Source organism: Micromonospora sp. CNZ286 (genome assembly GCF_014207755.1).
In genome coordinates this window covers 4,271,229-4,284,979 of the sequence record NZ_JACHIZ010000001.1, presented here as the reverse complement: position 1 = coordinate 4,284,979, position 13,751 = coordinate 4,271,229, and the positions used below count along the sequence as shown (strand labels likewise).

The window sequence follows — 13,751 nt, the reverse complement described above, 5'->3', positions numbered from 1 at the left end:
GCTAGGGCCTGTCCTGTCGATCATGGAAGCCAGATGATGGCGGCGATGAGGATCAGGCTGGCTCGGTAGAGGGATGCGCGTTTGGCGTAGCGGGTGGCCAGGTCACGCCATTGCTTGAGTCGGTTGAAGCAGCGTTCCACGACGTTGCGTTTGCGGTAGGTCGCCTTGTCGAAGGCGGGTGGTCGCCGCCGGTGCTGCCCTTGGCGGCGCGGCGGGCGATCTGGTCGCTGCGTTCGGGGATGACGTGCCGGATCCCGCGTTGGCGCAGGGCTCGACGGGTGGAGTCATGGGCGTAGCCCTTGTCCGCGATCAGCACGTCCGGACGTTTGCGGGGCCGGACCGGTCCGGGCTGGTTGACGCGGATCGCGTCGAGCAGGGCGAGGAGCTGGGGGTTGTCGCCGGCCTGGCCCGGGGTGAGCAGGATCGACAACGGCCGGCCGCGTCCGTCGACTGCGAGGTGGATTTTCGTGCTCAGTCCTCCGCGTGATCGGCCGATGGCCTCGCCATCTTGCGCACCAGGCGTCGCCGGACTTGTCGGGGAGCCCCCTTTTTGCGGGCGCCAGCGGCATGCTGATGCGCCCGCACGATCGACGAGTCGATGCTGATCGTCCCACTGCACCGGTGTGCCGTCGTCGTGCACCTGCGCCGCCGCGAGGATCCGATCCCATGTCCCGTCGGCGCTCCACCGACGCAGCCGCTCATGGCAGGTCTTCCACGGCCCGAAACGTTCGGGCAGGTCACGCCACGGCGCACCCGTGCGCAGCTTCCACAAAATCCCGTTGATGACCTGCCGGTGATCTCGCCACCGCCCACGAGCACCGCCCGGCTCCGTAGCAGCGGCGCGATCACCGCCCACGCCTCATCGGTCAACTCACCACGACGCACCACCGACACATCGTCAACGACCAACCCCTACAAGATCGGCAGGACACGCCCTAGCCGAATACGCGCGTCCCACGGTGTATGTCCCGCCCGTGTCGACACCGCCGCGCCACACAGCGGGGCGTATGTCCTCCGTGATCCGACCAGTCCGGGCCACCGTGTCCACAGCCGTGTTCCTGGCCGGGTACCGGCGTTGCTGGTGTCCCTTGACGGGAACCCGCTGCGGAGGTGGCCGTCGTGGACGCAGGTGGTGGCATGGTTTGATCAGCCGAACGAACGGTTCACCTCGACCGTCATGGCCGGCGCGGCTGTCTGGGCGGTGTGGCTGTTGTGGGCCATGCCTCGCGCTGCTGCTGATCGCCCGAGCTGATCGCGCTGGTAACCCGATGGCGGATCCCGGTGTTACGGCTTCCCGCTTCACTGCACCGGCTCGTGTTTGGCCTGGCCGGCACCGCGGCGATCGCCGTCACCTCCGTCGGCCAACTGAACACCGGCGGCGTTCGACCACCGGCGGCCGTCGACGCGGCCGAGGCAGCGGCTGTTCCTCAGCAAGCTCTCGCGCAGGGGCCGGCACTGATTCAGGTCGGCAACACCCGCTACCTGTATACCGTCGAGCGACACGACACCCTGTCGAAGATCGCCAAGCAGTGGCTCGGTGACGCCGGCCGCTGGCCGGAAATCTGCCGCATGAACAAGCATCGCCACTTCCCCCCAGGTCGGCGGCACACTGCGTGACTGCGACTTGATCTACCCGGGCTGGGAACTGCGGCTACCCGCCGATGCCAACCCCCACAGACCGCCATCCCGGGCCGCCGCCCGCGCTCACCGCGACCTGGCACCGTCGCACCCTCCCCACCGCGGAGCAACCCGCCGGAAGCCCCGCAGCCCACCGATCCACCCACACCGGACATCCACGAGACGGCCGCCACGCCCAGGAGCTCTTCGCCGACCACACCCACCGCACCGGATTCCGGGTCACCCACCGACGCTCCCACGCGGCCTTCGTCCTCGCCGGAAGCCGACGGCGCGCAACGCCCGCAGGACGCCGACCACCAGCGGGTCTGCAGCTGACCTCCGCGGAGTGGCTGCCCTGGTCCCTCGCCGCCGCCATCAGCGCGGCAGCTGCCCTGGTGTGGCGACAGCGCCGGCGCCGCTACACCGGTGACCTCCACGACGACCCACCCACTCACCTGCCGCCCTCGGTGGCCGAGCTACGCCGTGCCGTGGCCCGAAACCCCGAACTCCCGCACCCGACGACGGGCCACCAGTGGCCGCCCTTGTCCCGCTGCCGTCCGGTGGCGTCGGCCTCGTCGGCGACGGCGCAGCTCCCGCCGCACGCGCGACCCTCGTAGCAGTGCTGGCTTCCGGCGACCCGCAACACCCCAACGCGCGCGGCGAAGTCGTCATCGACGCCGCCACCCTCACCACGCTGCTCGGCACCGAAATGACGACCGTCAGCCCATGGCCGCGCCTGCACATCACCGACACCCTCGACGACGCCCTCACCACGATCGAGACCCTGCTGCTGCACCGCAGCCGCCTTCTCGACGAACAGACGTTGACCGACCCCGATGAGCAGCAACAACCTAAGGCTCCGGAAGTAGAGTTCTGTCTCCGGTCGTCCTCATCACAGAGACACCAGCCGCAGCAGCCGCAGCCCGCGTCAAAGCGGCTCTGGCCGCGGGCGCCAGCAGGCAGGTGTTCGGGGTACTGCTCGGTGAGTGGCACCCCGGCGTCACCATTGACGTAGCCCCAGGCGGACAGACCACCCTCATATCCGGTCAGCCAACCGAACCGCTACCGCCGCGCCTGCCCGTGCTCGAACCCACCACAGCGATCCAGACCCTGACCACGCTGCGAGAAGCACAAACCGGAGAACCTCCAGCGACAACCTCGCCAGCGAGACCGGCCACGGTCATTGCCCTGCAGGCCAGCCGCAACGCCACCGCACCTCAGGACCAGCCCGCGCCGACCCCAACCCCCTCCGACACCGTCGCCGGGAAGGCCCGACTTCGAGTGCTCGGAACGCCGCGGATCGAGGACATCACCAAACCGGGCCGACCGCTGCGGGCCAAAGCCCTCGAACTCGCCGTCTTCCTGGCCTGCCACCCCGACGGCGTCACCACCCGCGACATCGGCGAATACCTCGAACCCGACGCCCGCCTCAGCCAAGCCGACCAACGCGTACACACCAACGCCTCAAACCTGCGACACGTCCTCGGCCGCGCCGGCACCGCCGAGACGAAAAACGCCTACGTCATCAAAACCGCCGGCCGGTATCGACTCGACCCGACGACAGTCGACATCGACGTGTGGACTCTCCGAGACCTCATGCGCCGCGCCACCTTCGCCACCGGACCACGACGCCACGAACTCTTGACCGCCGCCTGCGAACTCTACGACGCGCCACTGGCCGAGGGGCAGGACTACGAGTGGCTCCAGCCCCACCGCGAGACGGTACGCCGCTGGGGCACCGAAGCCCACCTACTCCTCGCCGAAGACCTGCTCAAGCCAGACCCGCAGGCCGCATCTGACCTGCTGAACAAAGCCATCGTCCTGGACCGGTACAACGAAGCCCTCTACACCAAGGCTATGCAGGCCCGGTACGCCCTCGGCGATGCGGACGGCATTCGTACTCTTCTGCGCGCCCTGACGAGAGTGCTCGCCGACCTCGACGCTCAACCGAGCGAAGACACGATCGCCCTAGCCGCCCGCCTCGGGGCGGAGGTGGACGACCTGACCTAAACGCGCCACAACGCCACGATCCGGTGTCCAGGGACATGACGGGTCGGGGAGCCGGACGATGCGGACTCGCCACCCACCCTAACGACTCGAGCCTCGGCCTCGGCGGTTCATGGCACTCAGGTGGCGTCCGGATCTGCCGAGAACCGTGCATCTGAATTGCACGACCGAAGCCCTCGCTGGGGGCAATGCCTCCCGGCTGGTCGATGCCAGTCGTGCAGCCAGCCCACGGGCTATGCTTCTGCCCCGATTCACCCCCGGTCGCGTCCGCGCTGGTGGTGTAAGAGACGGCCATCGCGTGATCCGGTCTGATGTTATGCGGCGATCGAGGTCGGGTCGGTCTGGTCGGTGGCGTGTTGGTCTGTGTCGATGGTGATCAGGCGGGCTTTAGCGAGTAGTTCGAGGCCCATGTAGCGGCGTCCTTCGGTCCACTCGTCGGTCTGCTCGGCCAGGACGGCGCCGACGAGGCGGATGATCGCCGCCCGGTTCGGGAAGATCCCGACGACGTCGGTGCGACGGCGGATTTCCTTGTTGAGCCGCTCCTGTGGGTTGTTCGACCAGATCTGGCGCCAGATCTCGCGGGGGAAGCCGGTGAACGCCAGGAGGTCGTCGCGGGCGGCGTCGAGGTGCTCGGCCGCGGCCGGGAACTTCGCTTCGATCGTGGTCACGACCCGGTCGAACTGGGCGCGGACAGCGTCGGCGTCGGGCTGGTCGAAGATCGTGCGGACCAGGGTGGCGATCCACGGCTGCGCCGACTTGGGCACCTTCGTCAGCAGGTTGCGCAGATAGTGGGTCCTGCACCGCTGCCACGAAGCTCCCGGCAAAGCCGCCCCGATCGCGGCCACGAGGCCGGCGTGGGCGTCGGAGATGACCAGGCGGACACCGGACAGGCCTCGGGCGGTCAGGCTGCGCAGGAACGCCAACCAGCCGGCGCCGTCCTCGTCGGAGGCCACGTCCAGGCCCAGCACTTCACGGCCGCCGTCGGCGTTGACCCCAACCGCGATCAGGGCGTGGACGTTGACGGTCCGGCCGTGCTCGCGGACCTTCATCGTCAGGGCGTCCATCCACACAAACGTGTAGTGGGCGGCGTCCAAGGGTCGGTTGCGGAACGCCTCCACCTGCGCGTCCAGATGCGCGGCCATCTCCGAGACCTGCGACTTGGACAGCTGCCGGATCCCGAGCTGCTCGACCAGCTTCTCCACCCGCCGAGTCGACACCCCCAGCAGATAGCTCGTGGCCACGACCGAGACCAGGGCCTGCTCGGCCCGACGCCGGTGGGTCAGCAACCACTCCGGGAAGTAGCTGCCGTGTCGCAGCTTCGGGATCGCCAGGTCGATCGTGCCGGCGCGGGTGTCCCATTCCCGAGGCCGGTAACCGTTGCGCGAGTTGACCCGCTCATCGCTGCGCTGCCCGTACCCGGCGCCGCAGATCGCGTCGGCCTCGGCGGACATCACCGCCTGCACGAACGTCTTGATCATCGCTTGCAACACGTCCGACGACGCGCCCTCGATCTGCTCGCGCAGCAGGTCAACAGGGTTCACACTCTCTGAAGCGGCCATCGCGTCCTCTTCTCCTTCTCTGACTTGGTCGTCTTGAAGGATCGACGCGATGGCCGTCTCTCATCTACGCAACACGCCCATCACGGGCAAGTCGTACACCACTCCCGTGGACGCAACCTCACCCCCTGATGCGTGAAGAAGCACTGATGGACGACAGGATCGCCCGGATTCAGGCCAAACTTGCAGCCCTGCCCTCGGCCGAGAAGCCCGTTCTCAACCCCGCACTCGCCGAGCAGCAGGTCTCGAGCTTCGAGGACCTGCACAGCATCCGACTGCCCGAGAATTTAGACAGTTCGTAACCCGCATCGGACATGGCGGATATGGCCCGACCTACGGGCTGCTGCCCATGGACAGGTGGGTACCCCCGCGCACGGGAGTCCACAGTCATCTCGCCGAGCCATTCCCCCTCGTGCCTGACTCGTACGTCTCGCCCTGGTCCGGCGGTGAGGGTGGGCCGACGCTTCCTTTCCCCGGTACGATGGCGGTTGTCTGGGGAGGATGCACCCAATACACCCTGCTTGTCGTCACCGGGTCCGGCCGCGGCCGTCTGGTCGAGGTCGTCGCTGGCAGCGACGTCGTGCCTCACTTCCACACCGATGCGGACTTCCTGGCCTGGTACGAGCGTTGGCTGGACTTCACCCTGGCCGGGCATCGTGATCTGACCTGGTTCTCACACCAGATGGCCGGCGACGAGCAAGAGCTCGTGGACACGCTTATCAACGGCTCATTCGCAACGCGACGCAACGCTGCCGCGTACACGTTCATCACCTATCCCCGGCCAAGCCCATCGCTTCTCGACGTCCTGGCGCAGGCGCTGTCGGCGGAACCACACCCGATCGTACGAAAAACGATCTTGCCTGCGCTGCAGGCGCAGGGTGAGCAGGGCCGTGATCTCCTGCCCGCAGCGCTGACAGATCCAGTACCCGACGTTCGACGCCTCGCGGCGATCCTCATGACCACCAACACCCGGCAAGGCATGCGGCTAGGGCCTGTCCTGTCGATCATGGAAGCCAGATGATGGCGGCGATGAGGATCAGGCTGGCTCGGTAGAGGGATGCGCGTTTGGCGTAGCGGGTGGCCAGGTCACGCCATTGCTTGAGTCGGTTGAAGCAGCGTTCCACGACGTTGCGTTTGCGGTAGGTCGCCTTGTCGAAGGCGGGTGGTCGCCCGCCGGTGCTGCCCTTGGCGGCGCGGCGGGCGATCTGGTCGCTGCGTTCGGGGATGACGTGCCGGATCCCGCGTTGGCGCAGGGCTCGACGGGTGGAGTCATGGGCGTAGCCCTTGTCCGCGATCAGCACGTCCGGACGTTTGCGGGGCCGGCCCGGTCCGGGCTGGTTGACGCGGATCGCGTCGAGCAGGGCGAGGAGCTGGGGGTTGTCGCCGGCCTGGCCCGGGGTGAGCAGGATCGACAACGGCCGGCCGCGTCCGTCGACTGCGAGGTGGATTTTCGTGCTCAGTCCTCCGCGTGATCGGCCGATGGCCTCGCCATCTTGCGCACCAGGCGTCGCCGGACTTGTCGGGGAGCCCCCTTTTTGCGGGCGCCAGCGGCATGCTGATGCGCCCGCACGATCGACGAGTCGATGCTGATCGTCCACTGCACCGGTGTGCCGTCGTCGTGCACCTGCGCCGCCGCGAGGATCCGATCCCATGTCCCGTCGGCGCTCCACCGACGCAGCCGCTCATGGCAGGTCTTCCACGGCCCGAAACGTTCGGGCAGGTCACGCCACGGCGCACCCGTGCGCAGCTTCCACAAAATCCCGTTGATGACCTGCCGGTGATCTCGCCACCGCCCACGAGCACCGCCCGGCTCCGGTAGCAGCGGCGCGATCACCGCCCACGCCTCATCGGTCAACTCACCACGACGCACCACCGACACATCGTCAACGACCAACCCCTACAAGATCGGCAGGACACGCCCTAAGCCCCAAGCTACGGCGTATTCTCGCCGACCATCTACGCGTGGAGGACGACCGGTCGGTGCGTGACACCATCCAGCGGCTGCTTGACTTGTCGCATCGGTAGACGGAACTCCTTCCTACGAGCATGTCGGCTGTGGATCCGGTTCCCGCGAGTCGGACGCTCCATATCCGGATCTGCCGCCGAGCGAGCGGACGTGCTGCAAGTCGTATCTGGGCCGTCGATGGGGCTGCCCACCGACTGGAGTGGGCATGCCCGCCCGCTGTGCCGCTGACGAGGTGGTGCGCGACGATCAGCCGATGCAGCGTTTCGACAGCGTTGGCGGTGACCTGGTGGTGGGCACCGCTGTCCGGGCGAGGGTCATGAGCCATGAGCGTTGGGGGGTCATGGCCGAGGTCCTCGGACATGAAACGGTGGGCGCGTCGGTAGACGCCGGCTTCATCGACAGCCCGTCCGGCGCTCCTCGGGCACTACCCGAGGAGTACCCGCCGGTAGGCGAGCAGGTCGACGCGGTCGTCCAAGAGATCAGCCGGTACCACCCGCCCGTCTGGATACGCCTGACGATGCGTGCCGCGGACCTGCGCGAGTTCAGCTGGCCGTGCGGATGCTGCGGCCAGCTCACGATCCTCAGCCCCGGCGGCGACGGCGTCACTGTCGATGTGCGCAGCAGCGAGAAAGCGGGATGTGCGTCGTTCGCCGCGCACCGGTCCTGCCTGGCCGACCGCCTCAACCCGGACTTCAACGGCGACCGGGCACGGGTTAACGCCGTGGGACGCGAGTAACCGCCGCCCCCAGCAATCGGGAACCAATCGCCCTGATAGCGGCACCCACCGCAGGATGCACCCTCACAGGCGCACGAGTCGTGTGCACGCACATGCCGCGATCCGGGTGTCAGTCCGCGTCTACCGATCATTCGTCGTGAGTGTCGGACCTGGATCGTCGAGTCGCACTTGAGCCGATGGTTGAGCAGATGTGAGGGGCCACGGCGCCCGGCAAGCGGCATCCGGCGGCATCGACTGTACCGTCAAATGCACGGACGAGCAGGCTTCACCCTGCTCCGCCACCGCATCCTCCTCGGATAACAGCACCCTCCGTCACCACCGAAAGTGAGACAGGGCCAAACGAACGGTGTAACTCGGGTTGTTGACGGCTACTTGCGGCCTGCGGACAGGCGTCCTTCGAAGGCGATGTCGAAGGCGTTCAGGGCCACGAACTCCGCCCATGCCTGCGAGCCGTGCAGGTGAACTGGGTGGAGTCCCAGCGGTCCCGGTTGCGAGCACAGGGTGCCGCTGGTGTCACTCTATTGTGTCGAAGTCTCCGCCGATGACCTCGCCGCCCTGCTGGACCTCTTTGACCTTGACGGTCGCCTCGACGCGGCCGCTGCGGACCAGCCGTGCCCGGACACCGGCGACCTTACCCGCGACATTTTCCGCCTCGACCCTGTTGATGACCACCGGCCCGGACGGCTCGCGGTCTTCACCCTGGAAGGTGATGCGCTGCCCGTAGACCACCTCGAGCGCCTCCCGCAGGCCGTTCGCGGCTGCGGCCAGTTCCTGGTCACCGGGTTCGGGGTCGGCCAGGCCGTCGGCGTAGTCGGCTAGGGCGGACCGCAGCGCCTTGATCTCGTCCTGCAGCCGGTCGGCGACGTCGAAGTCGACCTGTGGCGGCTCCAGCCTCCCCTGCAGCGGCGCGTCGGCCGGAACGGCGATGGGCTCCGCGGCCTCCGCCTCCTTGCCGGCCTTGCGTTCGCGCCGGCGTTTCAGCACCTCTGTCGCCTGACCGTAGAGAAATTTGATGCCCTCGGTCGCGACCAGCGCACCGAGCACGGCCCAGCTCAGCGGTTCTACCATGGGCGGAGCATCGACCGCGGGCGGCGGACCGTCAAGGCGGGCGCCGGAACCGGACGCCAGTGGACACTAATATCGGTTCATGGCGGGTGTGGACGAGCCTTTCATCGGGCGGGCGTGGCTGGCCGAGGCAGTCCGGAGCTGGGCCGGGTCGGATGCGCGCTACCTGTTCATCACCGGGCATCCCGGTGCCGGCAAGTCCGCCGCCGTCGATCATCTCTGGGGCGAGGAGCCGGTCACCGGCACCGTCGGGGTGGCCGTGCACCGGTGCCGCGCGACCGATCGCCGCAGCTGTGACCCGGTGCGCTTTGCCGAGTCGGTGGCCGAGCAGCTCAGCCAGACCCTGCCGGGCTTCACCGATGCGCTAATGCGGGTGAGCACCGAGCTTTCCGGCCGGACCGGCGACGTCCACATCGAGGGCTCCGCGTCAGCCGGGACGGTTCATCCGAACGGGACGGTCATCGGCGTGCGGATCACCATCGCCAACGTTTCCGCGGATGAAGCGTTCGAGCGGCTCGTCGCGCGGCCGCTCGCCCGGCTGGCTCCAGAGCCGCTGCCCGTCGTGGTCGTCGACGCGCTGGACGAGGCGCTCACCTATCGGGCTCACCGCACGATCGCCGAGCTCGTGCTCGACGGCATCGACGGGCTGCCGGCGCGCTTCGTCGTTACCTCCCGGCACGACGAGCGGGTCACCGCAGCGCAGGCGCGGATCGCCGGTGCCGCGTCGCTGGATCTCGTCGCGGACGCGCCGGACGCCGAGGGCGACCTGGCGGAATACGCCGCCCACCGGCTTCGCGACCTGGTCACCGACGGCGCGGAACGAGAGCGCCACGCACGCCGGCTTTCCCGGCTCGGCGCCGGCAGCTTCCTGTACGTGCACCATCTGACCGCCGAGCTGATCGCGGGCCGGCGGGCGCTCGCCGATCTCGACGACGTGCGTACGCTGCCCGGCGGCTTGGAGGACCTCTACGGTCAGTTCCTGCGCCGGGAGATCCGGCCGCTCGGCAACCTGGACGCCGAGGAGCGCTGGCGCCGCGACTTCCGGCCGATGTTGTCGCTGCTCGTGGCCGTGCAGGGGGAGGGCTTCTCCGCCGGTCAGCTCGCCGGGCTGCTCGACACCTCGGAGCAGTCGGTGCTCGACGTCATCCGGGTGCTCCGCCAATATCTGCAGGGCCCGCCCGGTGGTCCGTGGATGCTCTACCACCGGTCGTTCGCCGAGTTCCTGGTGAAGGGGCCCGACGCGCTGCTGGAAGCGGCCGAGGGGCACCACCGGATCGCCGACTTCGCGTTCGCGGAGTGGACGGACGACTGGGCGGGATGCGACGACCTCTACTACGTCCGGCATCTGCCGCACCACCTGATGTCGGCGTTGGAGGGCACCGGCTGGACCAGGTCGCGGCTGCGGGCGCTGCGCGACCGGCTCTACGCGCTGGCGACCTCGGAACCGTTTCTGGCCGCGCAGCGGGGCGCCGACCCGGATCGCGAGCCGCACCTGGCCACGATCACGCTGGCGCTGGAGTCGTCGCTCGGCGCGGGGGAGGCCGACCGGGTCGCGGTACTGGTGATCGCCCTGGTCGGCGCGCAGGCCGACACCGACGCGGTGACACCGGTGCAGGCGGCGCTGACGTGGGGGCTCGATGCGGGGGTGGCCAAGGCCCGGTCGTACCCGGAGGAGAGCTCCCTGCTCTGGCACCTGCTGATCTTGGCGGCGATGGGGATGCGCAACCCTGATGACGCCGGGCCGGTGGCGACGGTGATCGGGCGTTCCGGCTTCGGCACGGTCGGCGACGGCTGGCAGGCCGCCCTAGCGATGCTACTCGCCCCTTTCCTGCCGGCCCTGGGTGTCGAGCAGGCGCAAGCGGTGCTGGCGGTCTCGGATGACTTCATGCTCGGCTATCTGGGCTATTTCCTGCTGGAGTGGATCAAGCCGGATTTCGCCGTCGTGCCGGTGCTGTGTATCGACGAGGCGCTGCCCCGGGCGCGGGCCTTCACCGAGATCGTCACCCAGTTCGCCCTGGCCGGCGCTCCTGCCAGCTTCATGTCCGACCTGGGCGGGCTCATCATGGATGACTTCGAGACCCGCCAGCGGCGGTACGACCGCGCATTAGGCCGTGACGGCGACGCCTCCCCGTTGAAGTCCTACCTGCTGACGCCGGACGTGCCGGCTGCGGTCTTGGTTGCTGAGGCGGCTCGGGGCCGCTTCGAGGAAACGCGCCGGGATCTGACCGACAAGGACGGCATCTACCGTTACCGCACGGGTGCGGATGACGTCCTGCTCGGCCACGTCGTCGATGCGACGGTGAACAGCGGTGCCGCAGTCGATCGGCTCCGCGAGGCGGGCGAGGGCGAGATAGCGCGCACGCCCGGGTATCCCTGGTGCCTCATGCATTATGTCCGCTACCTCCAAACCGTGAACGATCCGCGGGTGCCGGAATTGCTCGACCGGATCGTCGAACTGTCCAAAACGGGCGACCAAGACTACGTGTGGGAGATGTACGCGGGTCACCTCGACGCCTTCCACGGCGGTTGCGACGTAGGGCTGCGACTCGCGCTGGTGCGGGCGCTCTGCGCGGACGGCCGGACGGTTGAGGCCGCCCGCGAGGCGGAGAACATGCGGTCTGCCAACCCGACCGAATACATTCGCGCGCTCTCCTACGTGCACGACGCCGAGCCCGACGAGGCAGCGGCCGCGGCCGTGCTTGCGTCGGCCAGGCAGGCGGCCGACGACCAGAAAGGCGGGCTGACGGCGCAGACGATGCTCGTGCTGCTCGACAACGACTTCGACCGGTTGCTGGCGGCCGTCTCGGCGCAGCTGGTGCGTGCGGGTGACGGTACGCACCGGGCCAGCGCCACCACCTTGTCGCTTCTAGCCTGGGCGGCTCATCGGCGCGGCGACCGGAAGCGGGCCGAGAAGCTCGGGCGGCGGGCAGTGGCCGAGTTCTCCGCCCGCGCGGAGGACGCGCGGCTCCCGGGCGACCAGGCCCGGCTCGTTCGCAACCTCTTGCGGGCGGGTCTGCCAAAGGAGGCGCGGAGAGCCGTCAAGCTGGCGACGACGACGTGGGGTTCGCGCATCGTGCTCCTCCCGCCCGACGTGCCGAACAGCCTGATCCGGTCGGCGGAAGTCGAGCAGTTGCGGGCCCTGCGCAGCGCACTGGGCCAGCCGCCCGAGCCGGGGACGGCGGAGGGCCGCGATCCGGTCGAGTCGCAGGCGGCGCGAATCCGGTATCTGCGCGCTGCCGGCCAACCTGGCCTGTTAAACCGAGAGCTGCCAGCCGCGCAGGCGAGCCTTGAAGACGCCCTCGACCAGATGGTCGCGGAGATCAGGATGGAACGGGGCCAGTATGCAGACAGCTTCTCGGACGAGGCCGGCGCCGCCCGTCTCGCCCACCTCGCCGCCGACCTCGGCGATCACGAAAGCGTGGACACGGCCCTGCGGCTGATGCGGACCTGGGCGCACGAGGCGGAGATGTCGAACATGAGCTGGGACGCCTTCCGCGGCCACTTCCCCCGTGCCGACGAATACACCCGAGACTCCGATAAGGAAAGCCGCCGACTCTGTCAGGTGTGCGCTCATGTAGCGGAGGCCTACCACCACGCGGGTGACGGGAAGCGGGCACAGCACTGGTACGGCAGCGCCCGGAACGCCGCGGGCAACGTGCAGACTTCGGCTTCCCGGTTGAACGCATTCGTGGAGCTGGCCGAGATTGCCGCACGCTGCGGCTGGTATGCAGAGCTCGCCGAACTGCGGCCGGAGCTGACCCGTGTCCGCGGCAGCGCCCTCGGCTCGGTGGCCGAGATCCTCGTCGTCGCCGCGCTGCGCGGGGATGCCGCCGCCCGCCGTGCCTTTGAAGAAATCCTGATGGACCGGAGCCTTGTCAACATCGACTACGCCGACCTGCTCGCGCTGCTCGCGGTGCTCAGTGGCGACGCCGGCGTGGAGAACCGCCTGCTCGCCGCCGTAACCGCATGACCACCGAGGAACGCGCCATTGCGGCCCTGGAACGGCATGCCGCCTCTCTGCGCGCTCGCCTGCCGTCGGAGGTGACCGCCCTGCTGCGCGCTTCGCTGGGCTGGGCCGGCACCGACCCGGCACGCAACTCGCTGACCCCCGGGTTCCCGCCATTGGAGTATTCATTCTCGACCTGGCACCCGGATGAACTGCGGGTGACCGCCCAACTGTTCCTCAACCGCCCGGCTCCGGACCGGCGCCGGCGCACGGCGGAGCTGATGCACCGGCTGACCGGCCGGCAGGTGATCGCGAAGGACGGCCGCGCGCGGCGCTTCGGCGCCTTCTTCGGGATCACCGCCGGCCCTGCGGGCCTCACCGGCGTCGAGGCGTACGTCGAGGACGTCGCGCTCGCCGGGCACGGCCTGCGCCCGGTCTTCACCGGCATCGGCGTCCGGGACGGTGTGCCGACACGCCGCTCCTACCTGGCCGTCACCGAGGACGTTAGGCCCGGCGACCTGCCCGGAGTGCCCGGCATGCGGAAGGCCCTGCACAGCGTCGCCGGTGGACGCACGGTGCTGCCCGCCGGCTCCGTCATGGTCACCACCGGCGGCACGATGCGCAGCGTCGAACTGCTCGCCGCCGCCACGGGCCTCACGCCGACCGCCCTGCCAGCCCGCCTGCCTCGGCTGCGGACCGCCGAATATGCCCGATGGGCAGCGGCGATCGGCGCCGACGCTGCCCACCTGACCGTGGTCAGCGTCCGCTTCGACGCCCATCGCGGGCCCGGCGTGGCGATCTACGCCGTGCCGCGGTGGGCGTCGCAAGCCGGGCCGACCTCCTGTTTCATCTGAGACC

At 69.0% G+C, this 13,751-nt stretch carries 12 protein-coding genes; 7 read left to right on the top strand and 5 right to left on the bottom strand.

Going from position 1 to position 13,751, the window contains the following annotated elements:
* Nucleotides 1–52: 52 nt before the first annotated feature.
* Entirely contained in the window at nt 53–856 is an 804-nt protein-coding gene (locus FHX31_RS18605; RefSeq protein ID WP_486481695.1) for an IS5 family transposase, read from the bottom strand.
* 458 nt (nt 857–1,314) lie between these two features.
* On the opposite strand from FHX31_RS18605, the gene FHX31_RS32455 reads away from it, so the two are divergent.
* Complete coding sequence (locus FHX31_RS32455) at nt 1,315–1,617, top strand: hypothetical protein (protein WP_221488102.1); 303 nt, start codon at nt 1,315–1,317, stop codon at nt 1,615–1,617.
* A 451-nt stretch (nt 1,618–2,068) separates the two neighbouring features.
* Here the strand turns inward: FHX31_RS32455 and FHX31_RS32450 are convergent, their stop codons facing one another.
* Nucleotides 2,069–2,467, bottom strand: a complete 399-nt coding sequence (locus FHX31_RS32450; RefSeq protein WP_221488101.1) for a hypothetical protein — start codon at nt 2,465–2,467, stop codon at nt 2,069–2,071.
* A 113-nt stretch (nt 2,468–2,580) separates the two neighbouring features.
* Between FHX31_RS32450 and FHX31_RS32445 the strand changes: the two genes are divergently transcribed.
* Complete coding sequence (locus FHX31_RS32445) at nt 2,581–3,627, top strand: BTAD domain-containing putative transcriptional regulator (RefSeq protein WP_221488100.1); 1,047 nt, start codon at nt 2,581–2,583, stop codon at nt 3,625–3,627.
* Nucleotides 3,628–3,938: 311 nt separating this feature from the next.
* Here FHX31_RS32445 and FHX31_RS18595 read toward each other — a convergent pair whose 3' ends face one another.
* Nucleotides 3,939–5,183, bottom strand: a complete 1,245-nt coding sequence (locus FHX31_RS18595; RefSeq protein ID WP_013284934.1) for an IS256 family transposase — start codon at nt 5,181–5,183, stop codon at nt 3,939–3,941.
* Between the two features lie 146 nt (nt 5,184–5,329).
* Here FHX31_RS18595 and FHX31_RS18590 point away from each other — a divergent pair, with 146 nt between their 5' ends.
* On the top strand, nt 5,330–5,482 hold the full coding sequence (locus FHX31_RS18590; RefSeq protein WP_184976909.1) for an SMI1/KNR4 family protein: 153 nt from the start codon (nt 5,330–5,332) through the stop codon (nt 5,480–5,482).
* 179 nt (nt 5,483–5,661) lie between these two features.
* Nucleotides 5,662–6,201 (top strand): HEAT repeat domain-containing protein, encoded by a 540-nt coding sequence (locus FHX31_RS18585; RefSeq protein ID WP_184976908.1) that lies wholly within the window; start codon nt 5,662–5,664, stop codon nt 6,199–6,201.
* On the opposite strand, the gene FHX31_RS18580 is transcribed toward FHX31_RS18585, so the two are convergent.
* Nucleotides 6,185–7,050 (bottom strand): IS5 family transposase gene (locus FHX31_RS18580; RefSeq protein WP_013474031.1). Its coding sequence is split into 2 segments (ribosomal slippage): nt 6,185–6,717 and nt 6,717–7,050, totalling 867 coding nucleotides; the frame shifts between segments, so codons are not numbered across the junction. The genes FHX31_RS18585 and FHX31_RS18580 overlap by 17 nt on opposite strands.
* A 301-nt stretch (nt 7,051–7,351) precedes the next feature.
* Here FHX31_RS18580 and FHX31_RS18575 point away from each other — a divergent pair.
* Nucleotides 7,352–7,882, top strand: coding sequence for a hypothetical protein (locus FHX31_RS18575; RefSeq protein ID WP_184976907.1), 531 nt, complete (start codon nt 7,352–7,354; stop codon nt 7,880–7,882).
* A gap of 513 nt (nt 7,883–8,395) precedes the next feature.
* On the opposite strand, the gene FHX31_RS18570 is transcribed toward FHX31_RS18575, so the two are convergent.
* Complete coding sequence (locus FHX31_RS18570) at nt 8,396–8,926, bottom strand: hypothetical protein (protein ID WP_184976906.1); 531 nt, start codon at nt 8,924–8,926, stop codon at nt 8,396–8,398.
* Nucleotides 8,927–9,029: 103 nt separating this feature from the next.
* Here FHX31_RS18570 and FHX31_RS18565 point away from each other — a divergent pair, with 103 nt between their 5' ends.
* On the top strand, nt 9,030–12,917 hold the full coding sequence (locus FHX31_RS18565; protein ID WP_184976905.1) for a P-loop domain-containing protein: 3,888 nt from the start codon (nt 9,030–9,032) through the stop codon (nt 12,915–12,917).
* Entirely contained in the window at nt 12,914–13,747 is an 834-nt protein-coding gene (locus FHX31_RS18560; RefSeq protein ID WP_184976904.1) for a hypothetical protein, read from the top strand. The genes FHX31_RS18565 and FHX31_RS18560 overlap by 4 nt, the downstream gene beginning before the upstream one ends.
* Nucleotides 13,748–13,751: the final 4 nt, after the last annotated feature.

What these genes read in the sequence shown, in the direction of transcription:
- FHX31_RS18595 (WP_013284934.1), bottom strand. Translation starts at nt 5,183, where the DNA reads ATGGCCGCTTCAGAGAGTGTGAACCCTGTTGACCTGCTGCGCGAGCAG.
- FHX31_RS18575 (WP_184976907.1), top strand. Translation starts at nt 7,352, where the DNA reads ATGCCCGCCCGCTGTGCCGCTGACGAGGTGGTGCGCGACGATCAGCCG.
- FHX31_RS18560 (WP_184976904.1), top strand. Translation starts at nt 12,914, where the DNA reads ATGACCACCGAGGAACGCGCCATTGCGGCCCTGGAACGGCATGCCGCC.
- FHX31_RS18590 (WP_184976909.1), top strand. Translation starts at nt 5,330, where the DNA reads ATGGACGACAGGATCGCCCGGATTCAGGCCAAACTTGCAGCCCTGCCC.
- FHX31_RS18585 (WP_184976908.1), top strand. Translation starts at nt 5,662, where the DNA reads ATGGCGGTTGTCTGGGGAGGATGCACCCAATACACCCTGCTTGTCGTC.
- FHX31_RS18565 (WP_184976905.1), top strand. Translation starts at nt 9,030, where the DNA reads ATGGCGGGTGTGGACGAGCCTTTCATCGGGCGGGCGTGGCTGGCCGAG.